The organism is Pseudomonas sp. JC1203 (genome assembly GCF_056175065.1).
Genome location: NZ_JBWCAM010000016.1, coordinates 64,789 through 91,257, shown reverse-complemented (window position 1 = coordinate 91,257; position 26,469 = coordinate 64,789). Strand labels below are relative to the sequence as shown.

General features: G+C 62.7%; 22 protein-coding genes. 18 read left to right on the top strand and 4 right to left on the bottom strand.

Annotation, left to right across the window (positions count from 1 at the left end; genetic code table 11):
* Nucleotides 1-113: 113 nt before the first annotated feature.
* Entirely contained in the window at nucleotides 114-1,286 is a 1,173-nt protein-coding gene (locus AC0SZ7_RS22550; RefSeq protein WP_475506442.1) for a hypothetical protein, read from the top strand.
* A gap of 53 nt (nucleotides 1,287-1,339) precedes the next feature.
* Here AC0SZ7_RS22550 and AC0SZ7_RS22545 read toward each other — a convergent pair whose 3' ends face one another.
* Both AC0SZ7_RS22545 and AC0SZ7_RS22540 read right to left on the bottom strand, forming a co-directional pair.
* Complete coding sequence (locus AC0SZ7_RS22545; protein ID WP_475506441.1) at nucleotides 1,340-2,734, bottom strand: PhoH family protein; 1,395 nt, start codon at nucleotides 2,732-2,734, stop codon at nucleotides 1,340-1,342.
* Between the two features lie 360 nt (nucleotides 2,735-3,094).
* Nucleotides 3,095-4,219: a polysaccharide deacetylase family protein gene (locus tag AC0SZ7_RS22540; protein WP_475506440.1), complete on the bottom strand. Its 1,125-nt coding sequence runs from the start codon at nucleotides 4,217-4,219 to the stop codon at nucleotides 3,095-3,097.
* Nucleotides 4,220-4,389: 170 nt separating this feature from the next.
* Between AC0SZ7_RS22540 and yaaA the strand changes: the two genes are divergently transcribed.
* From yaaA to AC0SZ7_RS22455, 17 genes are all read left to right on the top strand, one after another.
* Entirely contained in the window at nucleotides 4,390-5,169 is a 780-nt protein-coding gene (gene yaaA, locus AC0SZ7_RS22535) for a peroxide stress protein YaaA (RefSeq protein WP_475506439.1), read from the top strand.
* An 829-nt stretch (nucleotides 5,170-5,998) separates the two neighbouring features.
* Nucleotides 5,999-7,315, top strand: coding sequence for a nucleotide sugar dehydrogenase (locus AC0SZ7_RS22530; RefSeq protein WP_475506438.1), 1,317 nt, complete (start codon nucleotides 5,999-6,001; stop codon nucleotides 7,313-7,315).
* 77 nt (nucleotides 7,316-7,392) lie between these two features.
* The gene (alg8, locus tag AC0SZ7_RS22525) at nucleotides 7,393-8,874 is read left to right on the top strand and encodes a mannuronan synthase (protein ID WP_475506437.1); all 1,482 of its coding nucleotides are present in this window, start codon (nucleotides 7,393-7,395) and stop codon (nucleotides 8,872-8,874) included.
* Nucleotides 8,875-8,909: 35 nt separating this feature from the next.
* The gene (locus tag AC0SZ7_RS22520) at nucleotides 8,910-10,076 is read left to right on the top strand and encodes a PilZ domain-containing protein (protein ID WP_475506436.1); all 1,167 of its coding nucleotides are present in this window, start codon (nucleotides 8,910-8,912) and stop codon (nucleotides 10,074-10,076) included.
* Between the two features lie 21 nt (nucleotides 10,077-10,097).
* Complete coding sequence (gene algK, locus AC0SZ7_RS22515) at nucleotides 10,098-11,516, top strand: alginate biosynthesis TPR repeat lipoprotein AlgK (protein WP_475506435.1); 1,419 nt, start codon at nucleotides 10,098-10,100, stop codon at nucleotides 11,514-11,516.
* A complete protein-coding gene (locus AC0SZ7_RS22510) occupies nucleotides 11,513-12,991 on the top strand; it encodes an alginate export family protein (RefSeq protein WP_475506434.1) in 1,479 nt (492 codons plus the stop codon). The genes algK and AC0SZ7_RS22510 overlap by 4 nt, the downstream gene beginning before the upstream one ends.
* A 26-nt stretch (nucleotides 12,992-13,017) precedes the next feature.
* A complete protein-coding gene (gene algG / locus AC0SZ7_RS22505) occupies nucleotides 13,018-14,610 on the top strand; it encodes a mannuronan 5-epimerase AlgG (protein WP_475506433.1) in 1,593 nt (530 codons plus the stop codon).
* Between the two features lie 11 nt (nucleotides 14,611-14,621).
* Entirely contained in the window at nucleotides 14,622-16,073 is a 1,452-nt protein-coding gene (locus AC0SZ7_RS22500; protein WP_475506432.1) for an alginate O-acetyltransferase, read from the top strand.
* Nucleotides 16,074-16,081: 8 nt separating this feature from the next.
* Complete coding sequence (locus AC0SZ7_RS22495; protein ID WP_475506431.1) at nucleotides 16,082-17,209, top strand: mannuronate-specific alginate lyase; 1,128 nt, start codon at nucleotides 16,082-16,084, stop codon at nucleotides 17,207-17,209.
* A gap of 198 nt (nucleotides 17,210-17,407) precedes the next feature.
* Entirely contained in the window at nucleotides 17,408-18,958 is a 1,551-nt protein-coding gene (locus AC0SZ7_RS22490) for an MBOAT family O-acyltransferase (RefSeq protein WP_475506430.1), read from the top strand.
* An 11-nt stretch (nucleotides 18,959-18,969) separates the two neighbouring features.
* A complete protein-coding gene (locus AC0SZ7_RS22485) occupies nucleotides 18,970-20,118 on the top strand; it encodes an alginate O-acetyltransferase (RefSeq protein WP_475506429.1) in 1,149 nt (382 codons plus the stop codon).
* A 42-nt stretch (nucleotides 20,119-20,160) separates the two neighbouring features.
* On the top strand, nucleotides 20,161-20,811 hold the full coding sequence (locus AC0SZ7_RS22480; protein ID WP_475506428.1) for an alginate O-acetyltransferase AlgF: 651 nt from the start codon (nucleotides 20,161-20,163) through the stop codon (nucleotides 20,809-20,811).
* 107 nt (nucleotides 20,812-20,918) lie between these two features.
* Complete coding sequence (locus AC0SZ7_RS22475) at nucleotides 20,919-22,370, top strand: mannose-1-phosphate guanylyltransferase/mannose-6-phosphate isomerase (protein WP_475506427.1); 1,452 nt, start codon at nucleotides 20,919-20,921, stop codon at nucleotides 22,368-22,370.
* 116 nt (nucleotides 22,371-22,486) lie between these two features.
* Nucleotides 22,487-22,951, top strand: coding sequence for a multidrug transporter (locus tag AC0SZ7_RS22470; RefSeq protein ID WP_475506426.1), 465 nt, complete (start codon nucleotides 22,487-22,489; stop codon nucleotides 22,949-22,951).
* Between the two features lie 100 nt (nucleotides 22,952-23,051).
* The gene (locus tag AC0SZ7_RS22465) at nucleotides 23,052-23,549 is read left to right on the top strand and encodes a TlpA family protein disulfide reductase (protein WP_475506425.1); all 498 of its coding nucleotides are present in this window, start codon (nucleotides 23,052-23,054) and stop codon (nucleotides 23,547-23,549) included.
* Nucleotides 23,435-24,247 carry an SDR family oxidoreductase gene (locus tag AC0SZ7_RS22460; protein ID WP_475506424.1) on the top strand — a complete coding sequence of 271 codons (813 nt, stop codon included), beginning with the start codon at nucleotides 23,435-23,437 and terminating at the stop codon, nucleotides 24,245-24,247. The genes AC0SZ7_RS22465 and AC0SZ7_RS22460 overlap by 115 nt, the downstream gene beginning before the upstream one ends.
* 163 nt (nucleotides 24,248-24,410) lie before the next feature.
* Nucleotides 24,411-24,752, top strand: a complete 342-nt coding sequence (locus tag AC0SZ7_RS22455) for a type II toxin-antitoxin system HicB family antitoxin (protein WP_475506423.1) — start codon at nucleotides 24,411-24,413, stop codon at nucleotides 24,750-24,752.
* A 277-nt stretch (nucleotides 24,753-25,029) separates the two neighbouring features.
* Here AC0SZ7_RS22455 and AC0SZ7_RS22450 read toward each other — a convergent pair whose 3' ends face one another.
* Entirely contained in the window at nucleotides 25,030-25,278 is a 249-nt protein-coding gene (locus AC0SZ7_RS22450) for a hypothetical protein (RefSeq protein ID WP_416422599.1), read from the bottom strand.
* A 320-nt stretch (nucleotides 25,279-25,598) separates the two neighbouring features.
* Nucleotides 25,599-26,468, bottom strand: a complete 870-nt coding sequence (locus AC0SZ7_RS22445) for an efflux RND transporter periplasmic adaptor subunit (protein ID WP_475506422.1) — start codon at nucleotides 26,466-26,468, stop codon at nucleotides 25,599-25,601.
* Nucleotide 26,469: the final 1 nt, after the last annotated feature.

The following is a 26,469-nucleotide window of genomic DNA, read 5'->3' as shown; positions in this document are numbered from 1 at the left end:
TTGCACGGCACCGCGGCCCTCGGATATTTCCTGCCCCAATCGGGAATTATCCGATTTTCCACGCAGCGCTACCCCCCAATAATCACGCCCCATCATCCCTCTGGAGCATAGCCATGCCAGACCTAACGTTGACGGCGCGCGCCTGCGCCCTGCTGCTCGGGCTGCTGTGCCTGGGCATAGAGCACACTCATGCTGCGGAAGTAGTGATTACCGCAAGGATGGAAAACCAGAAAATCGTCGATACCACCACCCCCTCCCGATACTGCGGCATGTGGGGAAACATGTGCAAATTCGCAAGAACCATCGACGTTCCGTTTAACTTCAGTAAGCAGGTGGACCTCGCCTCATCGGATAACCGCGACAAGATCTATGTGCAGCTGCCATCACGCCAACCAGTCACCTTGGTGAACCGCTCCACACAGGAGACAGCAACCGCAAAGTTGGCATTCGGTTATATCAGCCAAAAGGCGACTTACCAGACCCATCGCGTCGTCACCCCGGGCATTACGACCTGCGAGGCTCCCGGCGGACTCCTTGGGGGGCCGGGTTACGTCAAATTTCTGTGGTTTGGATTCCACGCTGACGCTCAACGTCCTTGCGTTGCCGATGTGGCCCGCCGCGAGGCCATTGAAGAGTCCGACGTCAGTGAAATGATGGTTTCCTACATCGCGGACTTCCCTGCGTTGACATCCTTGACCCCAGGGCTGTGGGAAGGCCACATCGACTACCCCATCGGGCCTGGCAACGGCTTCGACTTCGGCAACCTCACGCGCATGAGCGCCAACTCCATCCGTTTTCGCATCGAACTGGAGGTCAAGCATGATATGCAGGTTGAAATGCCCGCCAGCGGCAGCCGGGTTGAAGTGCTGCCACCAGGGGGATGGAAGCCATGGGAAACCACCAACGCGGTACCGCCCCGACTATTCCACGACACCCCGTTGAAGGTATGGGCCTCTAGCCCGTTCGCTGTATATGTGACGTGCCAATACGGCGCCAGCGCGGAGTTCTGCAATATGGTCACCCGGCCTTCCAACGACGTGACGCCCGTGTACACGGCTCTTACCTTGCCTGCCACCTTCAACTTCAACGGCCAGCCGGTGACCCGCCTGCCATTGGGCGTGGGTGCCGCAAATGCCAAGCTGTTGACCCCCGCAGGCAACGTTTCAAGCCAACCAGGCCAGGTGCATTTCGATGTGCAGCAGGCCGACGTCAAACACATGCTCAGCCACTTCCGGGGAGCCAGCTATCAAGGCAACGTAACATTGGTGTTTGACGCCAACCCATGAAAAACGCCGCCATTGCCGGAGCAATGGCGGCGTCTGGGCATCAGCCGTCAGGTTTACAGATGCGACTCGGCATACTCCGCCAGAATCGAGCGCGGTACCCCTTGCAGGGTGATGTGCACCCCATTGGGGAAGTCCTTGAAACGCTCGGTCAGGTAGGTCAGGCCAGAGCTTGGCGCCGACAGGTACGGGGTGTCGATCTGCGCCAGGTTACCCAGGCAGATCACCTTGGAACCCGCACCGGCACGGGTGATGATGGTCTTCATCTGGTGCGGGGTCAGGTTCTGGCACTCGTCGATCAGGATAAGGCTCTGCTGGAAGCTGCGGCCACGGATGTAGTTCAGTGACTTGAACTGCAGCGGTACCTTGCTGAGGATGTAATCGACACTGCCGTGGGTGTTTTCATCGTCCATGTGCAGCGCTTCGAGGTTGTCGGTGATGGCCCCCAGCCAAGGTTCCATCTTCTCCGCCTCGGTGCCCGGCAGGAAGCCGATCTCCTGGTCCAGCCCCTGCACGCTGCGCGTGGCGATGATACGGCGGTAACGCTTGGTCACCATGGTCTGCTCGATGGCCGCGGCCAGGGCCAGGATGGTCTTGCCCGAACCGGCGGCGCCGGTCAGGTTGACCAGGTGGATGTCCGGGTCCAGCAGCGCGAACAGCGCCAGTGCCTGGTGAATGTCGCGCGGCTTCAGGCCCCAGGCTTCCTGGTGCAGCAGCGGCTCCTGGTGCAGGTCGAGCAGCAGCAGCTCATCGTCCTTCACACCCTTGATCCAGCCCACGAAGCCTTGCTCATCAATGACGAACTCATTGATGTGCACGGCCGGCAGCTGTTCCTGCAGCTGCACGCGGTGCCAGGTGCGGCCATGGTCCTGGCGGGTTTCCACCTTGCTGACACGGTCCCAGAACGAGCCGGTCATTTCGTGGTAGCCCTGTGACAGCAGGGAGACGTCGTCCACCAGCTGGTCGGTGCTGTAGTCCTCGGCCGCGATACCGCAGGCACGGGCCTTGAGGCGCATGTTGATGTCTTTGGTAACCAGGACCACGTCCCAGTCTTTCTTGCGTTGGTGCAGGTCAACCAGCTGGTTGATGATGATGTTGTCGTTGAGGTTGCCCGGCAGCACGGTGGTGGGCGGGCCGCCCTTGGTCATGAGGATGGACAGGAAGCCCTTCGGCGCACCCTTGCCCCGCTGAATCGGCACGCCCAGCTCCACATCCGCAGGGCAGGCGTCGCCCAGGGTCTGGTCGATCAGGCGGATGGCTTGCCGGCATTCGGCGGCCACTGACTGCTTGCCGCTTTTCAGCTTGTCCAGTTCTTCCAGAACCGTCATGGGGATGGCGACGTGGTGTTCTTCAAAGTTCAGCAACGCGTTTGGATCGTGGATCAGTACATTGGTATCGAGCACATAAAGGATTGGCTTGTCGGAAGAAATGGTGCGTCCTTGATCATCCATACTCGGTCACCTTTGAGAGAGCCGTTCGACGCAATACCTGAACGGTGCTGCGCCGCGAAGTGACCGCCGTTTCCGCACACCCCAGAGGGCTGTGGGCGTGTGGAACTGCAACTGCGATGGGCCGGGTGACGACGCCACCTGTGCTGCAGGGTTCGGCGATCTAGCTTCGTAATACCGCAAAACCCATGACGTTAAAAAGCACTTTGACGCTTTTTTGAAGTTTATTTTTCTGCATGACGAATAACGCTTGGCGCAGGGGAAAAGCACCGGTAAAGTCAGAAGTCCACCCCCCAACTTCGCCCTTGGAAATTTTGCCTTTCCAGCCTTGCCGTGCCCGTAATCATTGGCTATGACGCCCGGTTACTGAAACTGCCGGCAGTCCTGCCAACCGATCCCCGCCTGCGCCGTTTGCGTGACCAACCAGGGCAACGCTACCTGCACTTTTGCCTGGGTATCGTGGAACGCGATAACCCCGTGGCGCCACAGCAGCATCAGCGTCAACACGCGCTGGGCGCTCTGCTCGGCGGTCAGCTGGCCATTGCTGTCCTGGGAGTCGATGTCCCACAGCGCCACTTTCACTTGCTGGGTGCTCAGGAAACTGTCGGCATCGGCCCGGCGGGTGCCGTAGGGCGGGCGGAACAACGGCACATAGTTGTCCGGCAACTCGCTTTCCACCAGGTTGGTGCTGCGCGTGATGGAGCCCTGCCAGTCGTTCCAGTCGGCATGGGAGCGGTACTGCCACCCCTGCACGCCCACGCACTGGCCTTTATATAAGGCCAGCAGGCTGCCGGGCTCGCCCTTGTCGCGGCGGTTGCTGAAATTTTGCCCCAGCACGAAGAAGGTGGCGTTGATGCTCTGCTTGCGCAGGTAGTCGGTGACCCACTCGGTGCTGCCCACCGCAATACTGGGGCCACTGTCGAACGTCAGCAAAAACACCCGATCATTGAAATCGGCGCCGTTCAGCTCGTTTTCGGAGATTTTCAGCACTTCACTGCTGATTTGTGGCGACAGTGCGGCCTTGCGCAGCAGCTCGTCCACGTAGATCAGGTCGAACACCCGCGCCGGTGCGCCCCAGTTGGCATAGAAAGAGTCCGGCGCCACGGCGAAATTGTTCGCCTGGGTGCGCAGGTCGTCGAGGCTGTCGATGGCGAAGCAGAACGAGGCGTCCTGATCGCAGCTTTGCTGGGCCGCGTCATAGTTTTTCCACAGGCGCTGCCACAGCTGCTGGCGCAGCGTATTGATGGCCACCATGTTCACCGTGCGCAGGTCCAGGCGGTCGGCCAGGTCGGCTTCGTCCAGGGCCTCTGACTGCAGCAGCACATGGGCGAACATGAGGATTTCCGCGCGCGAGGCCACATCGAACAGCGCCGGCGTGGTCAGCGTCTCGGGCCAGGAACTGCGCTCGATGGTGGCCACCGGCGGCGGCACGGCGGCCTGGGCGCCAAGGCTGGCAAGGGCGGCAAATAGCAGGCAGGCAAGGCGCAAGGGCGGATCTCCATGGGCGGGGTGCCGGAATCATAAACCATCAGGCAGCCACCCGTAGCAGCGGCCACAGGCCGCGTCCGGCAGCACCGCCGATCCTCTATCGCCCTAATAGATGGAGTTCCCCGCCCCCAGCCCCTAAAATCGCGGCCACGATAAATGGAGACGATTTCATGCTGACGGTGATTTCCCCCGCCAAGACCCTGGATTACGAAACGCCCCCCGTAACCGATCGCTTCACCCAGCCGCAGTACCTTGACCACAGCCAGGAACTGATCCAGATCCTGCGCGAGCTGGCGCCGGCGCAGATCAGCGAGCTGATGCACCTGTCCGACAAACTGGCGGGCCTGAACGCCGCGCGCTTCGGCAGCTGGAACCCGGCCTTCACCCCCGACAACGCCAAGCAGGCGCTGCTGGCCTTCAAGGGTGACGTGTACACCGGCCTTGATGCCAACAGCCTCACCGACGCCGATTTCAGCTACGCCCAGGACCACTTGCGCATGCTGTCCGGGCTGTACGGCCTGCTGCGCCCGCTGGACCTGATGCAGCCCTACCGCCTGGAAATGGGCACCAAACTGGCCAACGCCCGCGGCAAGGACCTGTACGCCTTCTGGGGTACGCGCATCAGCGAATGGCTGAACGAAACCCTGGCCGAACAGGGCGACGACCTGCTGCTGAACCTGGCCTCCACCGAGTACTTCTCGGCGGTCAAGCGCACGGCCTTGAAGGCCCGCATCATCAACACCGAGTTCAAGGACCTGAAGAACGGCCAGTACAAGATCATCAGCTTCTACGCCAAGAAGGCCCGGGGCATGATGAGCCGCTTCGTCATCCAGGAACGCATCAACGACCCGCAGCAGCTCAAGCAGTTCGATGCGCAGGGTTACTACTACAGCGCCGAACAGTCGAAACCCGACAACCTGGTTTTCCTGCGCGACCACCCCGCCGACTGAGCCTCTTTTCGGTGCACCGTTTTGTCCTACAAAACGGGCACCGCTACCCCTGCGTAAAAGTGCAGAGTGCCACCACACGCCAAGCCTTTGGCGTCAAATACACGTCAAATTAGATGATTGCCGTACTTCATTCAGCTCCCGTTCAGGAAACTTCGATTTTTTTGACGACTTTTTTTTGAATGCTGGCACAAAAATATGACGCCGTCGCAAGTCCCCAGCCCCGCAGGACAAAACCGTACAGTGCTATCAATATGAAAGCATTTGTAACCGTGAATTTCTTGAAGATTTTGTCATCAGGGCCCGATGGCATCAGGAACTAATTCCAAATCCAATAGCTCATACCACCCGTAACGATTCTCGAGCGCTATGTGAGAGATGACCTACAGCGAAACAGGGAACGATTCGAGCCTTATCGTTCGAATAACTTTCAAACGACGGTTATTACCACGACCGGAAGTTGATCTCAGGAGAGAACGCACCAAAAGCAAACGTTGACACGGCCACGCCAGAGCCCCGTTTACCGAGCTCCTGCAAAGCGTCTTAGTGCTTGATTTCATTGGCGGCTAGCCAAGATCGCAGTCAGCACTGCCAGCAAGGAAGTCGTCTTTGTAATACAGGCTGGCTACACACCAGGGCACAAGCCCACGACACGGCCAAGTGCTGCGCTACTTGAGTGCATTGTTACGCACTCACTTTTAAATACATGCCTGCAAGCGGGAGCATGACATTCAATTGTCACACTTCCGAGTGCGCGAATACTGCTGGTTAATTAAACCCGGTCTGGCTCTTACTTATTTGAGTCGGCGCGATAACACATGAGGTGAATGCGATGCGTATCAGCATCTTCGGTTTGGGTTATGTCGGTGCAGTCTGTGCCGGTTGCCTGTCTGCACGCGGTCACGACGTGGTTGGCGTGGATATTTCCAAGGCCAAGATTGACCTAATCAACAACGGCAAATCGCCTATCGTCGAACCGGGCCTAGAAGAACTTCTGGCACAGGGAATTCAAAGCGGCCGCCTGCGTGGCACCACCGATTTCTCCGAAGCCATTCGTGACACGGACCTGTCGATGCTTTGCGTCGGTACCCCGAGCAAAAAGAACGGCGACCTGGAACTCAACTACATCGAATCGGTGTGCCGTGAAATCGGTTTCGTCCTGCGTGACAAAACCACCCGCCACACCATCGTGGTCCGCAGCACCGTGCTGCCGGGCACCGTCAAGAACGTGGTGATCCCGATTCTGGAAGACTGCTCGGGCAAGAAAGCCGGCGTCGACTTCGGCGTGGCGGTGAACCCCGAGTTCCTGCGTGAATCCACCGCGATCAAGGACTACGACCACCCACCGATGACCGTCATCGGCGAGTTCGACGCAGCCTCCGGCGATGCCCTGCAGTCCCTGTACGAAGAGCTCGACGCACCGATCATCCGCAAGGACATCGAAGTGGCCGAGATGATCAAGTACACCTGCAACGTGTGGCACGCCACCAAGGTCACCTTCGCCAACGAGATCGGCAACATCGCCAAGGCAGTCGGCGTCGACGGCCGCGAAGTGATGGACGTGGTGTGCCAGGACAAGGCCCTGAACCTGTCCCAGTACTACATGCGCCCAGGCTTCGCCTTCGGCGGCTCGTGCCTGCCCAAGGACGTGCGCGCCCTGACCTACCGCGCAAGCTCGCTGGACGTGGACGCGCCGCTGCTGAACTCGCTGATGCGCAGCAACGTGTCCCAAGTGCAGAACGCCTTCGACATCATCTCCAGCCACGACAAGCGCAAGGTCGCCCTGCTGGGCCTGAGCTTCAAGGCCGGCACCGACGACCTGCGCGAAAGCCCGCTGGTGGAACTGGCCGAGATGCTGATCGGCAAGGGCTTCGACCTGAAGATCTACGACAGCAACGTCGAGTACGCCCGTGTCCACGGTGCGAACAAGGACTACATCGAGTCGAAGATCCCGCACGTGTCGTCGCTGCTGGACTCGGACTTCGAGGGCGTCATCGACAACTCGGACGTGATCATCCTGGGCAACCGCGACGAGAAATTCCGTTCGCTGGTGCAATCGGTGCCACACGGCAAGCAGGTCATCGACCTGGTGGGCTTCATGCCCAACACCACCTGCCCGGAAGCCCGCACTGAAGGGATCTGCTGGTAAGGCCTGGGGCCTGCCGGTTCGCCGGCAGGCCCGCTCCCCTTCCCCGCAATGACCGACAATCGATACGGACGCAGATCATGCACAGGCTAAAACACGGTCTACTCCAGGCCGCCGGATGGTTGTTCTACCTGACATTGCTGATGGCACTCGCCCTGGCGTTGCCGACGACTCTTTTCGACTCGCAGTCGAAAGACTTCATTTTCCTGATTGGCGCCGTGGGTATCTGGCGCTATTCGATGGGCGCCACGCACTTCGTGCGCGGCATGCTGTTCCTGTACGTGGTGTACCCGCACCTGCGCCGCAAGGTGCAGAAACTGGGCGCCGCCGCCGACCCCAGCCATGTATTCCTGATGGTCACCAGCTTCCGCATCGACGCGCTGACCACCGCCCAGGTGTACAGCTCGGTGATCCGCGAAGCCATCAACTGCGGCTACCCCACCACCGTGGTGTGCTCGCTGGTGGAAATGTCCGATGAACTGCTGGTCAAGGCGCTGTGGGCCAAGATGGCTCCCCCTGACCGCGTCTCCCTCGACTTCGTGCGCATTGCCGGCACCGGCAAGCGCGACGGCCTGGCGTTCGGCTTCCGCGCCATCTCCCGCCACCTGCCCGACGACAACGCGGTAGTGGCGGTGATCGACGGCGACACCGTGCTGGCCGATGGCTGCGTACGCAAGACCGTGCCCTGGTTCAAGCTGTACGAAAACGTCGGTGGCCTGACCACCAACGAATTCTGCGAAGTGCGCGGCGGCTACATCATGAGCGAATGGCACAAGCTGCGCTTCGCCCAGCGCCACATCAACATGTGCTCCATGGCCCTGTCCAAGCGCGTGCTGACCATGACCGGGCGCATGTCGGTGTTCCGCGCCACCGTGGTCACCAACCCCGAGTTCATCGCCGACGTGGAAAGCGACTCCCTGGAGCACTGGCGCCTGGGCCGCTTCAAGTTCCTCACCGGTGACGACAAGTCCAGCTGGTTCAGCCTGATGCGCCTTGGCTATGACACCTTCTACGTGCCCGATGCCGCGATCAACACCGTGGAGCACCCGCCCGAGAAGAGCTTCCTCAAGGCCAGCCGCAAGCTGATGTACCGCTGGTACGGCAACAACCTGCGCCAGAACTCCCGCGCGCTGGGCCTGGGCGTGCGCCGCCTGGGGGTGTTCACCAGCATCGTGCTGTTCGACCAGCGAGTGTCCATGTGGACCAGCCTGCTGGGCCTGACCGCGGCCATTATCGCCACGCTCAAGTTCAACATCGCGTTCCTGCTGGGTTACCTGCTGTGGATCGGCATCACCCGATTGATCCTGACCATCATGCTGATGTGCTCGGGCCACTCGGTAGGGCCTGCCTATCCGGTGATCCTGTATTACAACCAGATCGTCGGCGCGATCATGAAGATCTACGTGTTCTTCCGCCTCGACAAGCAGTCCTGGACCCGCCAGCCCACCGTGCTCAAACGCGATCTCGCGAGCTTTCAACAATGGTTCAACACCTGGTCTTCACGGACCATGACGTTCTCGGCCGCCAGCATCTTCGTGGCTGTGCTGTTCGTGATGGTGTGAACCGGACACTAATGGATTAACCAGGAATTACCGCCATGAATAACGCCGTGAACGTGAATGTCGTGCATGAATCCGAAGCCCAGCGCCAGCACGCCCGGGTCAAGCTGCCCGCCAAGCTGCGCTACCAGGGGCCCAACCGGGAAAACATCGAGGTGCGCATCGAGGACCTGTCGGCCGGTGGCCTGGCCTTCCACGCGCCCAAGCCGCTGAAAGAAGGTGAAGTGCACCGTGGCCGCCTGATGTTCGTCATCGACACCCTGGGCCTGGGCATGGACATCGAGTTCCAGGTGCGCTCGTTCAACGACAGCACCGGCCGCGTGGGTTGCCAGTTCCAGAACCTGGAACAGCAGGACATCGCCACCATGCGCCACCTGATCACCTCGCACCTGAGCGGCGAGATCATCAGCGTCGGCGACGTGCTGGGCACCCTGCAGCGCGACAACTTCACCAAGGCGCGCAAGGACAAGAAACTGGGCGGTGGCCAGTCGGCGTTCGCCCGCCTGAAAGCCGTGACCTTCAGCGCCGGCGTGTTCGTGGTGGGCCTGGCAGCCTTCGGTTTCGTGCTGAAATCGGTGTACGGCCTGTACTTCGTGACCCACGCCCAGGCGGGCTTGGTCGCCGCGCCATCGATGAACATCACCATGCCACGCGACGGCACCGTGCAAAGCCTGGTAGGCGCTGACGGCGTGGCCCCCAAGGGCGCACCGCTGGCCAGCTTCAGCACCAGCATGCTCGACGTGCTGAAAGGCAACCTGGACCCCGACCAACTGCAACCCGACAAGATCACCGAACTGTTCGGCAAGCAAATGACCGGCACCCTGACCTCGCCGTGTGACTGCACCGTGGGCCAGCAGCTGGTTGCCGACGGCCAGTACGCCAGCAAGGGCGACGTGATCTTCACCCTGGTACCGCGCAACACCACCGCCAACGTCGAGGCGCGCTTCGCCTACCGCCAGTTCGGCGAAGTGACCCCGGGCACCGCAGTGAACTTCCAGGTGGCCGGCGACAGCACCGTGCGCCAGGGCAAGATCATCAACGCCACCAGCATCAACCCGCTGGACCTGTCCTCGGACCTGCGCGTGCAGATCCAGCCCGACGAGCCACTGAACAGCAACCTCACCGGCCGCGCCGTGGACGTCAGCAGCGACCGTGGTCCGTCGCTGAACTGGCTGATGGACAAAGCCATGGCCGCCGGCCAGTAAGTGGGATCGAGGAGAACACCTGTGGCTAGCACTCTAAGAATATTGCCAGGATCTGCACTGCTGGGCCTGGCCGTTGCCATCGGCCTGGCCGGTTGCAGCGGCCTGCCGGACCAACGCCTGGCCAACGAAGCCTTGAAGCGTGGCGACACCGCGCTGGCCCAGCAGAATTATCAGCAACTGGCAGACCTGGGCTACACCGAAGCCCAGGTGGGCCTGGCCGATATCCAGGTGGGCACCCGTGACCCCGAGCAACTGCGCCAGGCCGAGGCGACTTACCGCGCCGCGGCCGATACCTCGCCGCGGGCCCAGGCCCGCCTGGGCCGGCTGCTGGCGCTCAAGCCGCACCCAACCGAGGCCGAGCAGCGCGAAGCCGAAGGTTTGCTGAAGAAAGCGTTCGCCAACGGCGAGGGCAACACCCTGACGCCGCTGGCCATGCTGTACCTGCAATACCCCAACACTTTCCCGGGCGTTAACGCCCAGGCAAAGATCAACGAATGGCAGGCCGCCGGTTACGCCGAGGCCAACCTGGCCCAGGTACTGGTGTACCGCATCCAGGGAACCTACGACCAGCACCTGGACGACGTCGAGAACCTGTGCCGCAAGGCGCTGAACGTGGCCGACGTGTGCTACGTGGAGTTGGCCACCGTGTACCAGAAACGCCAGCAGACCGACCGCCAGCAAGCGCTGTTGGCGCAGCTGCAGGCCGCCTACGCCCGCGGCGCCGTGCCGGCCATGCGCGTGGACGCCGTGGCCCGTGTGCTGGGTGACGCCACCCTGGGCCAGACCGACGAGAAAACCGCCCAGGCCATGCTGGAAAAGATCGCCCCGGTGTACCCCGCCTCGTGGGTCAGCCTGGCGCAATTGCTCTACGACTTCCCGGAACTGGGTGACGTCGACAAGATGATGGAATACCTGGACAAGGGCCGCAACGCCGACCAGCCGCGCGCCGAGCTGCTGCTGGGCAAGGTGTACTACGAAGGCAAGCTGGTGATCCCGGACGCGAAAAAGGCCGAGCAGCACCTGCAGGCCGCCGCCCCTACCCAGATCAGCGCCCACTACTACCTGGGCCAGATCTACCGCCGCGGCTACCTGGGCAAGCCCGAGCCGCAAAAGGCCGTGGACAACCTGCTGATGGCCGCCCGTGGTGGCCAGGCCAGCGCCGACTTCGCCTTGGCCCAATTGTACTCGGGCGGCCGTGGCACCCAGCCCAACCCGGTGTACGCCTACATGTTCGTGCAACTGGCCAAGGCCCAGCCAGAGCCGGCACAGCCGGTGCTGGACCTGGCCACCCAACTGGAAACCACGCTGTCGCCAGACCAACGCGCCCAGGCCCAGCAACTGCTGCAACAGGAGCAGCACGTGCGCGGTGCCATGAACCAGAACAGCAGCATTGCCCTGCAGACGCTGGAAGACGAAGACGCTGAGGACAAATCGCTATGACTTTGAACCAATGGATGAAAGCCGGCATTGGCCTGGGCTTCGCCGCGCTCTGGTCCTGCCCGACACTGGCCGCGCTGACCGCCGACCAGAACTTCGGCATCGAGATCAAGGGCACGCTGCAGTCTGAAGACGACCGCGACCTGGGCACCCGTTCCGGCGGCGACGTCAACGGCCTGGGCCTGGACCTGCGCCCTTGGGCGTACGGCCAATGGGGCAACTGGAGCGCCTATGCGATGGGCCAGTTGGTGACCGCCACCGACACCATCCAGACCGACACCCTGCAAGAGTCCAACGTCAGCAGCGACAGCACTGCCAGCGGCCGCGAGCAGAAAAAGAACTACCTGGCCATGCGTGAATTCTGGGTCGGCTACAGCGGCTTCACGCCCTACCCCGGCGAGATCCTCAAGTTCGGCCGCCAGCGCCTGCGCAATGACGACGGCGAATGGAAAGACACCAACATCGAGGCCCTGAACTGGGACTTCGACACCACCCTGCTGCGCGCCCACGCCGGCGTGGCCGAGCGGTTCAGCGAGTACCGCACCGACCTCACCGAGCTGTCGGCCAGCGACAAGGACGTGCTGCACGCCTACGGCGACGTCTCGTACCAGTGGACGCCCGGCCAGTGGGTTGGCGTGCGCGCCCACCACACCCATGACAGCGGCAGCCTGCCGAGCACCGGCGAGGCCATCGACGATTCGGACAAGAGCAGCACCGGCGACCTGACCTGGCTGGGCCTTGAGGCCGACAGCGACGCCTATAACCACGACAACCTGAACACCATCAATTACTGGAGCAGCCTGACGTTCATGTCCGGCAACCGCGACAGCATTGGCAGCAACGTGGTGGACGGCCAGACCGTGGCGGGCGACAAGAGCAGCGGCCACGTCAACGGCTGGGCCACCGACCTGGGCCTGCGCGTGCACCTGAACCCCGAGTGGCAAGTGGGCGGTGCCTATTCGCGCGCCAGCCGCGACTACGAACAGAACGGCCTGCAAAGCAACCGCTCGACCTGGACCGGCACCCGTGCCCGCGTGGCCCGCTTCGGCGAGGCCTACCAGGCCGAGATGGCCAACACCCAGACCGCCTCGCTGTTTGCCTCCTGGCAACTGCGCGACGAATACGACGCCAGCCTGATCTACCACAAGTTCTGGCGCGTGGACGGCAACCAGGGTATCGGCACCAACACCCTGGACGCGGTGAACACCACCGTCGACCCGGAAAACCCTACCGACATCACCTCCATCAGCTCGCTGCCGCTGGCTGACGGTGACAAGGACCTGGGCCAGGAGATGGACCTGGTGGTCAGCAAGTACTTCAAGCAAGGCCTGCTGCCTGCCGCCCTGAGCCAGTCCATTGACGAGCCTTCGGCCCTGGTGCGCCTGCGCGCCGGTGTGTTCAAGCCCGGCTCGGCGTATGGCAGCGAAGTGGACAGCTACATGCACCGCGCCTTTATCGACGTGATCTGGCGCTTCTGATGCGACCGCGAAGGGAGTGCGATGAAATGATGAATTCAGACAGATTGCCATGGCCCAGGGCGTTGCTGGCCACCGCCCTGCTGCTGGCCAGCGGCGCTGCCCTGGCGGCGGCGCCGGCCGCCCACCCGGCACCGGCGCTGGGCGATGACGAGGCCAAGACCCTGCAGCAGGCGAAGACCTACACCATCACCACCGCGGCCCCCGAGTCGCTGGAGCTGGCCGCGCCAAAACTGCCCGACCTCAGCGGCTACACCGCCAAGGCCGTGGCCGCCAAGATCGACCGCCGCAAGGCCGGCAAGGTCGTGGTCAAGCGCATGCTGCAGGAAGACGTGCTCAAGGAATTCATCGGTGGCGACAACAAGATGGCCGAATGGGTGAACCGCCAGCACGGCATTCCCCAGGCCATCTTCGTCGAGGACGGCTACGTCAACCTCACCGAGCTGACGCGCAAGCTGCCCAAGCAGTACATCCGCGAAACCGCGCCGGGCGTGTACCTGGCCCGCCTGCCGATCGTGGTCGGCCACAACGGCATCCTCGAAATCGACAAGCAGGCCAAGGAGCTGCGCCTGTCCCAGGAAGGCGGCGCGTTCATCGTCAACGACGGCAAGCTGTTCGTGCGTGACACCAAGGTGACCGGCTGGCGCGAGGCCGAGAACGGCCCCGCCACCTTCCGCGACCCCAAGGAGTTCCGCCCGTTCCTGCTGTCCTGGGGCGGCACCGAGACCTACATGGTCAACACGGTGATGGCGAGCATGGGCTACAACCAGTCCAAGTCATACGGCGTGAGCATTTCCCAGTACACCCCCAACATGACCGCGCAGATGGGCCGTGGCGAGCCGACCGGCTGGATCATCGGCAGCACCTTCTCGGACATGTGGTACGGCTTCTACTGCTATGAAACCAGCGACTTCGTGGTGAAGAGCAATACCTACCACGACAACATCATCTACGGCATCGACCCGCACGACCGTTCCCACGGCCTGATCATCGCCGACAACACCGTGTACGGCACGAAGAAGAAGCACGGCATCATCGTTTCGCGGGAGGTGAACAACAGCTTCATCATCAACAACCGCAGCTACGACAACCACCTCTCGGGCGTGGTGATCGACCGTAACAGCGTGGGCAACCTGGTGGCCTACAACAAGATCTACAAGAACCACACCGACGGCATCACCCTGTACGAAAGCGCCGACAACCTGCTGTGGGGCAACATGCTGCTGGGCAACAAGCGCCACGGCATCCGCGTGCGCAACAGCACCAACATCCGCCTCTACGAGAACAAGGCCCTGGGCAACGGCCTGACCGGCGTGTACGGCCACATCAAGGACCTGAGCAACACCGACCGCAACATCAAGCTCGACCCGTTCGACGCCCAGGTCTCGCTGATCCTGGTGGGTGGCGAACTGGCCGGCAACGGCACCGGCCCGCTGTCCATCGACTCGCCGCTGTCGCTTGAAATGTACCGCGTGTCGATGCTCGCCCCGACCAAATCCAGCGGCATCAGCTTCACCGGCATCCTGGGCGACCGCCAGGCCGAGATCATGGACCTGATGGTGCGCCAACAAAAAGCCGTGCTGATCGACCCCGTCGAACGCCAGACCGAAATGCAGGACTGAGGATGAACTTCATGCACCCCACATTGATCAAGCTGCTCAGCCTGTCCGGTCTTGCCGCAGCCATGATGGCCGCCTCCAACGGCGCCAGCGCCCAGGACTTCGCCGCGCCCAAATACGAGGCCGCGCCCTGCTGCAGCCTGTGCCCGGCCGCCCATGACTCGAAGAACTACGTGACTCGCTACCAGCAGAACTTCACCACCCTGGTGCAAGCCCAGGGCGACTGGCTGTTCCGTACCCAGGAAGACCTGCGCACCGAGTTCGACACCACCCCCGAAGGCTACCGCCGCCTGCAACAGCTGCACGACGCCTTCAAGAGCAAGGGCGTGGAGCTGGTGGTGGTGTACCAGCCCACCCGTGGCCTGGTGGACCGCAACAAGCTGTTCCCTGCCGACCGCGACAAGTTCCAGTACGACAAGGCACTGAAGAACTACCAGGCCATGCTGCAGCGCTTCGCCAACATGGGCTTCAACGTGCCGGACCTGTCGCCGCTGACCAACGAGCAACAGGCCCACGACTTCTACTTCCGCGGTGACCAGCACTGGACCCCGTACGGCGCCCAGCGCACCGCCAAGATCGTGGCCGAGACCGTGAAGAAGATGCCGGCCTTCGCCGACGTGCCCAAGCGCGAGTTCGAGACCCACCTGTCCGGGCGCATGGGCAAGACCGGCACCCTGCACAACATGGCCGGCCAGCTGTGCGGCACCAGCTATGCCATCCAGTACATGGACCAGTTCACTACCGAGCCCAAGGGCGAGGCCTCGGACGGCGACCTGTTCAGCGATGCCGGCACGCCGCAGATCACCCTGGTGGGTACCAGCCACAGCGGCAAGAACTACAACTTCGCAGGCTTCCTGGAGCAGGACATCGGCGCCGACATCCTCAACGTCGCCTTCCCCGGCGGTGGCCTGGAAGGCTCGATGCTGCAGTACCTGGGCAGCGACGACTTCCAGAAGCACCCGCCGAAAATCCTCATCTGGGAATTCTCGCCGCTGTACCGCCTGGACCAGGAGACCATCTACCGCCAGATGATGTCGCTGCTGGACAACGGTTGCGATGGCAAGACCGCCGAGCTGTCGGCCAGCACCACGCTGAAGACCGGCAAGAACGAATTGCTGGTGAACGGCCGCAACGGCATCAAGGACTTGCATAACGGCAACCACCAGATCGACATCAAGTTCGCCGACCCCTCGGTCAAGACCCTGCACGCCACCCTGTGGTACCTGAACGGTCGCCACGAGGACCTGAAGATCGAGAAACCGACCACCTCGGACACCGACGGGCGCTTTGCCTTCGAGTTGCGCAACGACGAGGACTGGGCCGCGCAGAACCTGCTGGCCCTGGAAGTGGAAGGCCCCGAGGCCGGCCAACCTGCCCAGAAAGTCGAAGCCACCGTGTGCAAGCGCAACGTCTTCCCTGGCGTTCAGCAATCGCCGAAAAAACAGAACGCCCAAGCCGGACTGTGAGGTTATTCATGAACCGCACCAACGCACTACGTCATCTGCTCGCCCCGACCCTGCTGGGCCTGGCCATGTTTGCCGCCAACGCCCAGGCGGCCGCGCCGCTGCACCCGCCACAGGGTTACCTGGCCGCCGTGGACAAGTTCAAGACCAGCCCGAACGACCAGGGCTGCCCGGCCATGCCGCAGCCGTACACCCAGAGCCTGCAGTTCCGCAGCAAGTACGAAGGCTCGGACAAGACCCGTTCAACCTTCAACGCCACTTCTGACAAAGCCTTCCGTGATGCCACCAAGAGCATCACCACCATGGAACGCGGCATCAGCAAGCAGGTGATGGTGTACATGCGCGACGGCAACCCACAGGAGCTGGACTGCGCGCTGAACTGGCTGACCACCTGGGCCCAGGCCGACGCGCTGATGTCCAAGGACTTCAACCACACCGGCAAGTCCATGCGCAAATGGGCGTTGGGCAGCATGGCCTCCGCCTATGTACGCCTGAAGTTCTCCGACTCGCACCCGCTGGCCACGCACCAGCAGCAAACCCAGGTGATCGAAGCCTGGTTCGGGCGCCTGGCCGACCAGGTAGTGAGCGACTGGAACAACCTGCCGCTGGAAAAGACCAACAACCACTCGTACTGGGCTGCCTGGTCGGTGATGGCCGCGTCCGTGGCCCTGGACCGCCGCGACCTGTTCGACTGGTCGGTGAAGGAATACAGGATCGGTGCCAACCAGGTTGATGCCGACGGCTTCCTGCCCAACGAGCTCAAGCGCCAGCAGCGCGCCTTGGCGTACCACAACTATGCCCTGCCGCCGCTGGCCATGATCGCCAGCTTCGCCCAGGCCAACGGCGTGGACCTGCGCCAGGAAAACAACGGCGCCCTGAAACGCCTGGGCGACAAAGTGCTGGCCGGGGTGAAAGACCCGGACGTGTTCGAGGCCAGGAACGGCAAGGACCAGGACATGACCGACCTCAAGGTGGACAGCAAATTCGCCTGGCTGGAGCCCTGGTGCAGCCTCTACAGCTGCCCGGCCGACGCGCTTGAACGCAAGCACGAAGGCCAGCCGTTCAAGACGTTCCGCCTGGGCGGCGACCTGACCAAGGTCTACGACCCCGAGCACGAAAAAGGCAACAAGGGTTCGTGAACGATTAACCGTTGGAACTGCTGAACCTGTGGGAGCTGGCTTGCCAGCGAGCTGTTGAGGCCCTGAAAAGCTCGCTGGCAAGCCAGCTCCCACATTGATCAACGATCAGGCCAGCAGGATGTATTTACCCCCTGGAATAAATGGGGGGTTTGGGGGGGCTTTGGCCCTTGTGTATGGATAAAACAAGGAGAGATCGGGATGGTTTTCTCATCTAACGTGTTCCTGTTCCTGTTCTTGCCGGTCTTTCTCGGCTTGTACTACCTGTGCGGCAACCGTTACCGCAACCTGCTGTTGCTGGTCGCCAGCTACGTGTTCTACGCCTGGTGGCGGGTGGACTTCCTGGCCCTGTTCGCCGCGGTCACCCTGTGGAACTACTGGATCGGCCTGCGCGTAGGCGCCGCCGGCGTGCGTACCAAACCCGCGCAGCGCTGGCTGCTGCTGGGCGTGGCCGTGGACCTGTGCGTGCTGGGCTACTTCAAGTACGCCAACTTCGGCGTGGACAGCATCAATGCCCTCATCACCTCGTTCGGCATGCAGCCGTTCATCCTCACGCATGTGCTGCTGCCTATCGGCATCTCGTTCTACATCTTCGAATCGATCAGCTACATCATCGACGTGTACCGCGGCGACACCCCGGCCACGCGCAACCTGATCGACTTCGCCGCCTTCGTGGCCATCTTCCCGCACCTGATTGCCGGGCCGGTGCTGCGCTTCGCCGACCTGGTGGACCAGTTCAACAACCGCACCCACACCCTCGACAAGTTCAGCGAGGGCGCCACGCGGTTCATGCAGGGCTTCATCAAGAAGGTGTTCATCGCCGACACCCTGGCCACCGTCTCCGACCACTGCTTCGCCCTGGCCGCGCCGACCACCGGCGACGCCTGGCTGGGCGCCCTGGCCTATACCGCGCAGCTGTACTTCGACTTCTCCGGCTACAGCGACATGGCCATCGGCCTGGGCCTGATGATGGGCTTCCGCTTCATGGAGAACTTCAAGCAACCCTACATCAGCCAGTCGATCACCGAGTTCTGGCGCCGCTGGCACATCAGCCTGTCGACCTGGCTGCGCGACTACCTGTACATCACCCTGGGCGGCAACCGCAAAGGCACCCTGGCCACCTACCGCAACCTGTTCCTGACCATGCTGCTGGGCGGCCTGTGGCACGGCGCCAACTTCACCTACATCATCTGGGGCGCCTGGCACGGCGCGTGGCTGGCCATCGAGCGCCTGCTGGGCATCAACACCACCCCGCGCGCGCTGAACCCCATCCGCTGGGCGCTGACCTTCCTGCTGGTGATCATGGGTTGGGTGATTTTCCGTGCCGAAAACCTGCACGTGGCCTATCGCATGTACGGCGCCATGTTCAGCTTCGGCGACTGGCACCTGTCGGAACTCAACGCCGCCAGCCTCACCGGCCTGCAAGTGGCAACCCTGGTGATCGCCTACATCACCCTGGCGTTCTTCGGCCTGCGTGACCTGTACACCAACCAGCCCAAGCCCAAGGCCAAGAAGCCCATGGCCGAAGCCAACGGCCCGGCCACCGCGCAGCCCGGCCTGTACCGCGCCACCCCGGGCGACAACCCGGCCGCGCTGGCTGCCCACGCCCACGGCCACCAGGTGCAAGCCTCGTACTGGACCGTGGACTGGAGCCGCTACCTGATGCGCACGCTGGTGCTGGTGCTGTTCCTGGCGTCGATCCTGAAACTGTCGGCGCAGAGTTTCTCGCCATTCCTCTACTTCCAGTTTTGAGCGAGCCGACCATGACCCGATCATTACGCATCCTCTACATTCTGCTGTTCCTGGCCGTGCTGCTGGGCCTGGGCATCTGGTCGCTGTGGAGCTTCGCCAGCTTCAACCGCACCCAACAGATGACCGTGCTCAACGGCAAGTTCACCAAGGCGGTGGAAACCCACTACGACGACCAGTTCCCGATCAAGCGCCTGGGCACCAACCTGTGGGCTGCGGTGGACTACAAGCTGTTCCATGAGGGCCGCCCCGGCGTGGTGCTGGGCCGCGACCAGTGGCTGTACAGCGACGAGGAATTCGACCCGGTCGCCAACGGCGCCCAGGTGGAGGCCGACAACTTTGCCCTGATCAAGGGCGTGCAGGCCCAGCTCAAGCAGCACGGCGTGCAACTGGTGCTGGCCATCGTCCCGGCCAAGGCGCGCCTGTACCCCGAGCACATTGGCGCCACCGCCCCGGCCGCGCTGCACAAGGACCTGTACCAGCAGTTCCACGCCCAGGCCGCCGCTGCCGGCATCTTCGCCCCCGACCTGCTGGCACCGCTGGAGCAGGCCAAGGGCCAGGGCCAGGTGTTCCTGCGCACCGACACCCACTGGACGCCGATGGGCGCTGACGTAGTCGCCCACAACCTGGGCACCGCCATCAGCGCGCACATGCCGCTGAGCGGCCAGCCGCAGACCTTCGTCACGGCCAGCGACAGCAGCAAGCCCTACAAGGGCGACCTGACCAACTTCCTGCCCCTGGACCCGCTGTTCAGCAACCTGCTGCCCAAGCCGGATGAGCTGGCCCAGCGCACCACCACCCAGGCAGGCGAGCAGGCCGACAGCGGCGACGCGCTGTTTGGCGGCAGCGAGATCCCGGTGGCCCTGGTGGGCACCAGCTACAGCGCCAACCCGCACTGGAACTTCCTGGGCGCGCTGAAGCAGTCGCTCAACAGCGACGTCGTCAACTACGCCGAAGACGGCCATGGCCCGATTCTGCCGATGCTCAAGTACCTGCAAACCGACGCTTTCAAGAACAGCCCGCCACAGGTGCTGATCTGGGAGTTCCCCGAACGATATCTGCCAATCAAGAACGACCTCGGCGACTTCGATCCGAACTGGATTGCCGAGCTGAAAAAAGACCCGAATACCAACCAGAACCTGGCTGTGGGCCAATCCAACTGAGCCGTTGAAGGCTCGAACCTTACAAGCAAAGAGGAAATGCACATGACCGCTTTCACTACCAAGAACCGTCTGGCCGCTGCCCTGATTGCCGCCACCGGCCTGCTCTCCGCACACGCCTTCGCCGGTGGCGATGCCGCCCTCTACGGCCCTACCGCGCCAAAAGGCTCGGCGTTCGTCCGCGTCTACAACGCCGGCAACCAGGAAGTCAGCGCCAGCGTCGGCAACACCAACCTCAACGAGATCGCGCCGCTGGCCAGCAGCGACTTCAGCTTCATGCCCCAGGGCGACTACAGCGCCAAGGTGGGCAGCAAGACCCTGCCGGTGAAGCTGGCCTCGGACCACTACTACACCGTGGTCAACAACACCAACGGCAACCCGCAACTGGTGGAAGAGCCACCGTTCAAGAACAAGCAGAAGTCGCTGGTGCGCGTGCAGAACCTGAGTGACAAGCCGCTGACCCTGAAGACCGCCGACGGCAAGACCGACGTGGTCAAGGACGTGGCCGCCAAGGGCACCGGCGAGCGTGAGATCAACCCGGTGAAAGTCAGCCTGGCGCTGTACGAAGGCGACAAGAAAGTCAGCGACCTCAAGCCCGTGGCCCTGGAGCGTGGCGAAGCCGCCGTGCTCTACGTGACCGGTGAAGGCACCAGCCTGTCGCCAGTCTGGGTACAGCGCCCAGTGTCCACCCGCTGAACAGTATCGAGTTGGCCGCCCGCTGAAACGGGCGGCTGACAGGGAACAAAAACAAGACAGAAACGGCAACGCAAACGTCTAAAACCATTGTTTATTGGAGAAACAACATGATTCCGGTGATCTTGTCAGGTGGTAGTGGCTCTCGTCTGTGGCCGCTTTCGCGCAAGCAATTCCCCAAGCAATTCCTGGCCCTGACCGGCGAGCACACGCTGTTCCAGCAAACCCTGGAGCGCCTGGTGTTCGAAGGCATGGACAGCCCTATCGTGGTCTGCAACAAGGACCATCGCTTCATCGTCAACGAACAGTTGAGCAACCTGAAACTGGAAACCCAGGGCATCCTGATGGAGCCCTTTGGCCGCAACACCGCGCCGGCCGTGGCCCTGACCGCCATGAAGCTGGTGAATGAAGGCCGCGACGAGCTGATGCTGGTGCTGCCCGCCGACCACGTCATCGACGACCAGAAAGCCCTGCAGCGCGCCCTGGCCCTGGCCACCGTGGCCGCTGAACGTGGCGAGATGGTGCTGTTCGGCGTGCCGGCCACCAAGCCTGAAACCGGCTATGGCTACATCAAGTCCAGCAACGATGCCCTGCTGCCCGAAGGCGTCAGCCGCGTGGCCCAGTTCGTCGAGAAGCCGGACGAAAAACGCGCCAGCGAATTCGTCGAGGCCGGTGGCTACTTCTGGAACAGCGGCATGTTCCTGTTCCGCGCCAGCCGCTTCCTGGAAGAGCTGAAAAAGCACGACCCGGACATCTACGACACCTGCATGCTCACCCTTGAGCGCAGCGTGAAGGACGGCGACAACATCGAGATCGATGAAGCCACCTTTGCCTGCTGCCCGGACAACTCCATCGACTACGCGGTGATGGAAAAGACCCAGCGCGCCTGCGTGGTGCCGCTGACCGCAGGCTGGAGCGACGTGGGCTGCTGGTCGTCGCTGTGGGACGTGCACGAGAAAGACGCCAACGGCAACGTCACCAAGGGCGACGTGGTGGTGCAGGACAGCCGCAACTGCATGATCCACGGCAACGGCAAGCTGGTGTCGGTGATCGGCCTGGAAAACATCGTGGTGGTGGAAACCAAGGACGCGATGATGATTGCCCACAAGGACAAGGTCCAGGGCGTGAAACAGATGGTCGCCACCCTCAACGAGCAGGGTCGCAGCGAAACCCAGAACCACTGCGAAGTGTACCGCCCCTGGGGCTCGTACGACTCGGTGGACATGGGCGGCCGCTTCCAGGTCAAGCACATCTCGGTGAAACCGGGCGCCTGCCTGAGCCTGCAGATGCACCACCACCGCGCCGAGCACTGGATTGTGGTGTCGGGCACCGCCGAGGTCACCTGCGACGAAAACGTGTTCCTGCTGTGCGAGAACCAGTCCACCTACATCCCGATTGCGTCGGTGCACCGCCTGCGCAACCCGGGCAAGATCCCGCTGGAAATCATCGAAGTGCAGTCGGGCAGCTACCTGGGTGAAGACGACATCGAGCGCTTCGAGGACATCTACGGCCGTTCCACCCCGATCGAGCGCGGCGTGTCGGTGAAAACCATCGCCCAGTAAGGTCGCCCCGAAAGCCCCTGCCTCATCCGCTGCGTCCCCTATCCGCAGCCGGTGAGGCAGGGGCTTTTTTATTGGGTTACGATGGCAGGCCTGTCCCACAACACGCGATCAAAGCCATGCTCATCGGCACTCTCCTCATTATTTCCTGGTTGTTCCTGCTCATTCGCTACCCGAAAAAGGCCCTGCCCATCTCCCTGGTGGCGGTGGCTGGCCTGGCCATGGTCGGCCTCAGCGTGCTGTGGCAGGACAATCGCGAGCTGGCGCAACTGGCGCGCATGGGCCTGCACTTCAAGTACGAGCCCGAGCAGTGCCCCGCCGACAAGCCGCTGCAGGTGAGCATGAAGAACGGCAACAGCGTGCCCATGGTTGAGCTGCAATGGCGCCTGGCGGCCTTTGCCCCCGGCGACACGGTGAACCTGGTGCAGGACGACTACGACGCCCCGCGCTACCGCGGCCCGGGCCAATTGCAGCCTGGCGCCAGCTGGAGCGACTGCCTGCCGCTGCCGCCGCTGCGCCCCGGCTACCGTGCGCAAACCCTGGAATGGCGCGCCGAGCGGGTGCAGGGCAGTTTTGCCAATTAACTGCACGCGCTGACGGGGTACCTGTCAGTTCTTACAGTTTCGCGCTCTGCCCCATAGGCGTTGAATACGTGTTCACGTTATTCATCCTGGGGACAGCGACATGAATGCCATCAAACCGCTCGAAAACGCTGCAGCCTTCGCCGAACACTTTGGCGAAGGCCAACAGACCGGTGCCAATGAATATGCCTTTGCCCCGGCAAGCCGGGGCCGCCTGCTGCTGTTGCACTCGGCGGGCTGCCCCAGTTGCAGCATGCGCCTGCAACACCTCACGGCCATCGCCAGCCAGCACCCGGACGTCGACATTTTCAGCATGCCCACCGAAGGCAATGGCGCCTTGTGGCAACCGCTGGGCGTGACCGGCGTGCCGGCGCAATTCGTGGTGCACGCCGATGGCCACGGGTTATTGATCACTGGCGGCAAGGATGAGCAGCTAGACTGCGCCCTTATCGACCTAACACCTGACTCGCCGAACAAGGACCCCGTATGCCCGTCACCCTCATCACCGGCTGCTCGAGTGGCATCGGCCTCGCCCTCGCGCGCGCCTTTCAGCAGGCAGGCCACAGCGTCTGGGCAACGGCACGACGACCAGCAGACGTAGAACGCCTGGCGGCCGAAGGCTTCCAGGCGCGCCAACTCGACGTCAACGACGAGGCCGCGCTGGCAGCCCTGGCCGCCGAACTGCCGCAGCTGGATATGCTCATCAACAACGCCGGCTACGGCGCCATGGGCCCGTTGCTGGACGGCGGCGTGGCCGGCATGCGCCAGCAGTTCGAGACCAACGTCTTCGCCCTGGTGGGCGTGACCCGCGCGCTGTTCCCGCTACTGCGCGCCAGCCGCGGGCTGGTGGTGAACATCGGCAGCGTCTCCGGCGTGCTGGTAACGCCGTTCGCCGGCGCCTACTGCGCCTCCAAGGCCGCCGTGCACGGCTTGAGCGATGCCCTGCGCATGGAACTGGCGCCGTTCGGTATTCGCGTCATGGAAGTACAACCAGGCGCCATCGACACCCAGTTTGCCAACAATGCCAGCCGCGAAGCCGAGCAGGTGCTTGCCGAGGGCTCACCATGGTGGCCGTTGCAGGCACAAATCCGCGCGCGGGCGCGGGCGTCGCAAGACCGGCCCACACCGGCCGACGCGTTCGCCAGCCGCCTGCTGGCGGCCGTGCAGAAGTCAGTGCCACCGCGCCTGGTGCGTATCGGCAACGGCAGCCGGGCGTTGCCGTGGCTGGAGAGGTGGGTGCCGAAGGGCATCGTCGAAGGGATTTTAAAGCGCAAGTTCGGGTTGAATCGGGATTTGTAGCCGCTGCCGCCAGGCTGCGCTGGGCCTACAGCCCACCGCTAGAGTTTCGGAGATTTCCCACAGGGTCAACAGGTCGGCTCCGGTAGACCGCGCCAAAACGGTATCATAATCTGGTACCAGATCAACGTGCCCGGGTGTTTCTCGAACAAGCAGGAGTCACACCATGAACGTGATGAGTTACATGGGCTATACCGCCCGCATCGAATACAGCGACGAAGATGGCCTGCTGATTGGCCACCTGGCTGGCATCAAGGATGTGGTCGGGTTTCATGGCGAATCGGTGTCCGAACTGCGCGCCGCCTTTGAGGAGGCCGTAGTGGACTATCTCGATACGTGCCGGAAACTGGGAAAGGAGCCGCAAAAAGCCTATTCCGGCAAATTGAGCCTGCGCCTGGAACCCAGCCTTCATGCAACCGTTGCGGTGAAAGCGGAGCTGGCGCACAAAAGCATCAACCAGTGGGTAGCCGAAGTTCTGGCGAAAGAGGCACGGTTTTCACTGGGATAGGCGCTTTGAAACGGCGTCGTCTGCATCGCGACTAAAGTCGGCTCCTACGCCGTGCGTGGTAGGAGCCGGCCTTGGCCGCGCGCCGAGGTACACAGCCCCCCGTAGCAGCGGCGGGGCGGCCATCCGCCGTAGGCCGCGTCCGCAGGCGCCGCGCATTGGCGGGCAGACCGCGCAGAGGCCGGACGCAGCCTGGCGGCAGCTGCTACGCGGGTTCGGTTTAGCCGCTGCCGCCAGGCTGTGCAGGGCCGGCCGATGGACCGCGTCGGCGGCTACATCTTCACGCGAAGGCGCCGCGCGCCTCGATCACGTCCAGCACCGCACAGCCTTCCTCCAGCAACAGATTTGCCGTGTTGACCACCGCTTTCAGGTCCTGATCATCACTGTTGCTCAGCGTCAGGCTGCTCAGTGATTGCATCAATTCACGGGCGGTACCAATGCGGTGCATGGCCAGGGCGTAGAGGGTTGCTACGGGAGCCTGGGTGTCGAGGAAGATCGCGGGGGAATGGGGAAGCGGAATTAAAGACATAGGTCACTCCATTGAGAAAACAGAGCTGCCTGCATCGTCGCCAAACGATGGGTGGCAGCTGTACGCAGGTTGGCGAACCGGTGTTTTCTCAATCCCGGCAGACCCGGAGGTCTCCCGCGCACAGCTGCCATAACGCAACATCGCGGGTACGAGAATACCCACGATGATCGTGCTGCGCTGGTGCGCTGAAAAAACAAGCGGGTCGCCAAACCCGGTCGCAGGGTGCTGCGACGGGGGGCAGGTTAGCGTTGCGGTTAGGATGGTGCAAGACGATCCGAGAATTTCGGAAAGGTCTTACAGGTGCTATTCCCCAGCAAAAATCATTCAGCCCCCGCCGAACCTTCCTTCACAATCACCGTACACGTAGTCCCCGCCGCCAGCAGGAAGCCATCCGGCACTTCATCAATATGAATGCGCACCGGCACCCGCTGGGCCAACCGCACCCAGTTGAACGTCGGGTTGACGTCGGCCACCAACTCGCGGCTCTCGGGGTTGTCGCGGTCGTAGATGCCGCGCGAGATGCTCTCGACGTGGCCCTTGAGCACTTCGCCGCTCATCATCTGCAGGTCAGCCTTGTCGCCCACCTTCACGTGGGGCAGCTTGGTTTCCTCGAAGAAGCCATAAACCCAGAATGAGTTCTTGTCGACCACGGCCATTTTCGCCTCGCCGGTGCGGGCGTAGTCGCCCACGTGCACGTTGAGGTTAGTGACGTAGCCGTCCACCGTGGCCAGCACCTTGGTGCGGGCCAGGTTCAGCTGGGCGGCGTCCAGCGCGGCCACGGCCTGCTGGTAGTCGGCCTCGGCGGAGCTGGCGACGTTGCCGGCGTCTTCGCGGCTTTCCTTGGACACCACCAGGTTGTCCATGTCGGCGCGGCGCTTGGCGTTGACCTGGCGCATTTCCCACGTGGCCTTGCGCGAGGCAACCAGCGCCTGGGCCTGCTTGACCGCGATCTGGTAGTGCTCGGGGTCGATCTGCAGCAGCACGTCGCCCTTCTTCACCAGCTGGTTGTCACGCACCGGCACCGCCACCACGTAGCCGGACACGTCCGGGGCGACGTTGATGATGTCGGCACGCACCCGGCCATCGCGGGTCCAGGGGGTTTCCATGTAGTGCACCCACAGCTCGCGGCCGATGAACACGGCCAGGCCCAGTATCAGCAGGGTGGCAATCAGGCTGAAAAACTTTTTCATC